Source organism: Brachybacterium sp. HMSC06H03, assembly GCF_001807385.1.
Lineage (GTDB): Bacteria > Actinomycetota > Actinomycetes > Actinomycetales > Dermabacteraceae > Brachybacterium > Brachybacterium conglomeratum.
The window spans coordinates 1-2,832 of sequence record NZ_KV788715.1; the positions used below are offsets into that span (position 1 = coordinate 1).

Here is a 2,832-nt window from a genome sequence, read left to right on the forward strand (position 1 = left end):
GGCCGGTCCGCCGACCCGACAGATGCCGGCCGTCGCCGCGTCCGCCGCCGCGGGCGCCGCTGCCTCGTTGCATCCGACCGGCCCGCAGGGCCCCTCCGGGCAGCGGCAGTACCCCTACGGAGAGCAGGGCCCGTCATCCCCGGGTCCAGCCTCGCAGGGCCCCGCCTCCGCCCCGCCGCCCGTCGGCCGACCGCCCCAGGAGGAGGACGATTCCGACGACGGCAGCCGGAAGCGGGCCCTGATCGCCTGCGGCGGCTGCCTCGTGCTCGCCCTGATACTGCTGCTCGTGATCGGGCTGGGCGCCCGCGCCCTGTTCGCCCCCGACGAGGAGCAGTACCGGCGCGACAGCTCGACGACCAGCGCCGAGGCCGCTCCGGAGGAGACCACCGCGGAGGAGACGACCGAGGAGACCACCGAGGATCCCGTCTCCCCCGCCCCCGAGGGCGCCGAGGAGATGTCCGAGCTGCGCTCCCCCACCGGGAACATCAGCTGCCATCTCGAGGAGGACTCCGTCTCCTGCTCCCTCGTGGAGCGGGACTTCTCCGAGGCAGGCCTCGAGGACTGCGAGAACGGACCGTTCTCGATCACCGTCGCGGGCGAGGACGCTGAGCGGGCCTGCGGCTCGTCCTTCCTCAGCGACTCCGCGCCCACCCTCGAGTACGACCGCAGCGCTCAGCGCGGCGACGTGGCGTGCACGAGCCGCTTCGACGGGATGACCTGCTGGAACGTCATGACCGGCAAGGGCTTCACGGTGAACAAGGTGTCCTACGAGACGTTCTGACCCACCGGGCCCGCCCCGCATCGACGAGCCCCTCGCCGGAGCGATCCGGCGAGGGGCTCTTTCCTGCGTGGCTGCCGCACGGTCCTGCGGGGACCGGGGCGAGAGCTGGAGACGGGAATCGAACCCGCAACCACCTGTTTACAAGACAGGTGCGCTACCGTTGCGCCACTCCAGCGAGAGGGGACCGGCCGCGATGCGGCCGGTCCCCTGAGAGTGTAGAGGCCCGTGGGCCTCGGGGCGGCCTGCGGCTCAGCCTTCGCCGCCGTCGGAGGCGGACTCGCCGCCCGCGGCGAGCACGGCCTCGCGCATCTTGCCGGGCTGGGACCACTGATCCGAGCCGAAGGTCTCGCCGTCGATCTCGACGTACGGGGTGCCGCCGCCGGTCTCCTCGCCGTAGGGGTCCACGACCTGGCGCACCCACGGCTGGTAGGTCTTCGAGCTCATGCAGGACTGGACCTCGTCGGAGGCGCCGGCCTCCTGGGCGTAGCCCCAGATCTGCTCGTCGGTCAGGCCCGCGCTGCCCTCGGCGGGCTGGTTGGCGAACATGAGCTGCTGGAAGCCGATGGCGTTGTCGGGGTTGTCCTCCCACACGCAGGCGAGAGCGTTCGCGGCGCGGGAGGAGTAGTCGCCGGTGGTGGACTGGGTGTCCAGGAAGCGGCGCGGCACGAGGTGCACGGTCGCCTCCTCGTTCTCGACGATCTGCTGGAGGTCCGCGCCGTTGATCTCCTCGAACTGGCCGCAGACGGGGCACATGAAGTCGAGGTGGATCTCGAGCACCGGCTTGCCCGAGTCCTCGGGGGCGCCGATCGGGAGGTAGGGCTGGTCCTCGGCGACCCCCTCGGGGGTCGCGACGGGACCCGCCGGCTGCGCCTGGCGGTAGATGAACAGACCGGCGGCGGCGACCAGCACGAGCGCGACGACGGTGACCGCCGCGATCACGATGGTGCGGACGGTGCGCTGACGCTTGAGCTCTGCCTGGCGCTGCGTGCGCAGGGCCTCGCGCTGCGCTTCGCGGCGCTCCTGCGCCGACTGGGACGGACCGGACGCGGCCATGTGATCTCCTCGCCCCGGGCTGGGGCAGCGGTCGGTGGTGGGTCGTGCAGAGTTTAGCCGTGGCCGCCTGGACGGGGCCGGACGGGATGAGCGACCTCACCCGCCCCCGCGCCGTGAGCACCCGCACCCCTGTGCAGGAGTGCCGTCGTCACCGTCTCCACAGCGCGATGTCGTCCAGCCGCGGCCCGTGCGGGAAGGGGAGGTAGTCCACCATCCCCTCGCGGGCCACGAGCGCGAAGACCACCGCGCCGAGCAGCAGCAGGAGCAGCACCAGCACGATCGCGCCCCACAGCATGTCGGGCGCGGCCGCGTCGAGCATCCGGTGGGCGCCGTCGCGGGTGGTGCGGCTGCCGATCCCGACCCAGGTGATCAGCAGGGTGATCGCCATGGCGGTCGCGAAGGCGACCCCGTCGGGCAGCGGCGAGCCCTGCAGCAGCGTCCAGGCGGCATCGAGGGCCAGGCCCACGGGCAGGCCGAGGAGCAGCGGGAACAGTGCCTGCAACGTGATCTCGAGCAGCCCCAGCAGGAAGCGGAAGGGGCTGGCGAGCCCTGCCGCCCAGGTGGGTCCGGAGCCGGTCGCGCCGCGCATCCGCTGCGCGGTCACGGAGCGGTGGCTGCGCTCCCAGGTGCGGGCGAGCGCGCCGAGCAGGAGCAGGACGCCGAGCGAGATGTAGGGGGCGAGCGCGGCGAGGGCGACGATCAGCAGGTGCCCGGTCCACACCAGCAGCGGCCGACGGGGCGGGGCCGGCGGCGCGGCCCACATGCCCTGCGCCGGCGCCATCTGCTGCGGAGCCATCGGGTGGGGCGCCATCGACTGGGGCGCGAGCTGCTGCGGAGGCACCCCGTGCTGCGGGGCGAGCTGCTGGGGCACGGTCTGCCCGCCGCCGTGGGCGAGCCGCTGCGTCGGCCCCGGCTGCGGGTATGGCTGCGAGTACTGATGCGGGGCCGTCCGCTGCGGCGAGGCGGCCGCACCGTAGGGCGCAGCGCCCTGCGGCGCG

At 73.6% G+C, this 2,832-nt stretch carries 1 protein-coding gene, 1 tRNA gene and 2 pseudogenes; 1 reads left to right on the forward strand and 3 read right to left on the reverse strand.

Going from position 1 to position 2,832, the window contains the following annotated elements; translation table 11 throughout:
- Positions 1-781: pseudogene (locus tag HMPREF3159_RS05095) on the forward strand (hypothetical protein); the annotation flags it as partial.
- A 103-nt stretch (positions 782-884) separates the two neighbouring features.
- Here HMPREF3159_RS05095 and HMPREF3159_RS05100 read toward each other — a convergent pair.
- The 3 genes and pseudogenes from HMPREF3159_RS05100 to HMPREF3159_RS05110 form a co-directional block, all read right to left on the reverse strand.
- Positions 885-956 (reverse strand) — tRNA-Thr (locus HMPREF3159_RS05100).
- A 74-nt stretch (positions 957-1,030) separates the two neighbouring features.
- The gene (locus tag HMPREF3159_RS05105; RefSeq protein WP_070499971.1) at positions 1,031-1,834 is read right to left on the reverse strand and encodes a DsbA family protein; all 804 of its coding nucleotides are present in this window, start codon (positions 1,832-1,834) and stop codon (positions 1,031-1,033) included.
- A gap of 148 nt (positions 1,835-1,982) precedes the next feature.
- Positions 1,983-2,832 (reverse strand): annotated as a pseudogene (locus HMPREF3159_RS05110) (serine/threonine protein kinase); the annotation flags it as partial.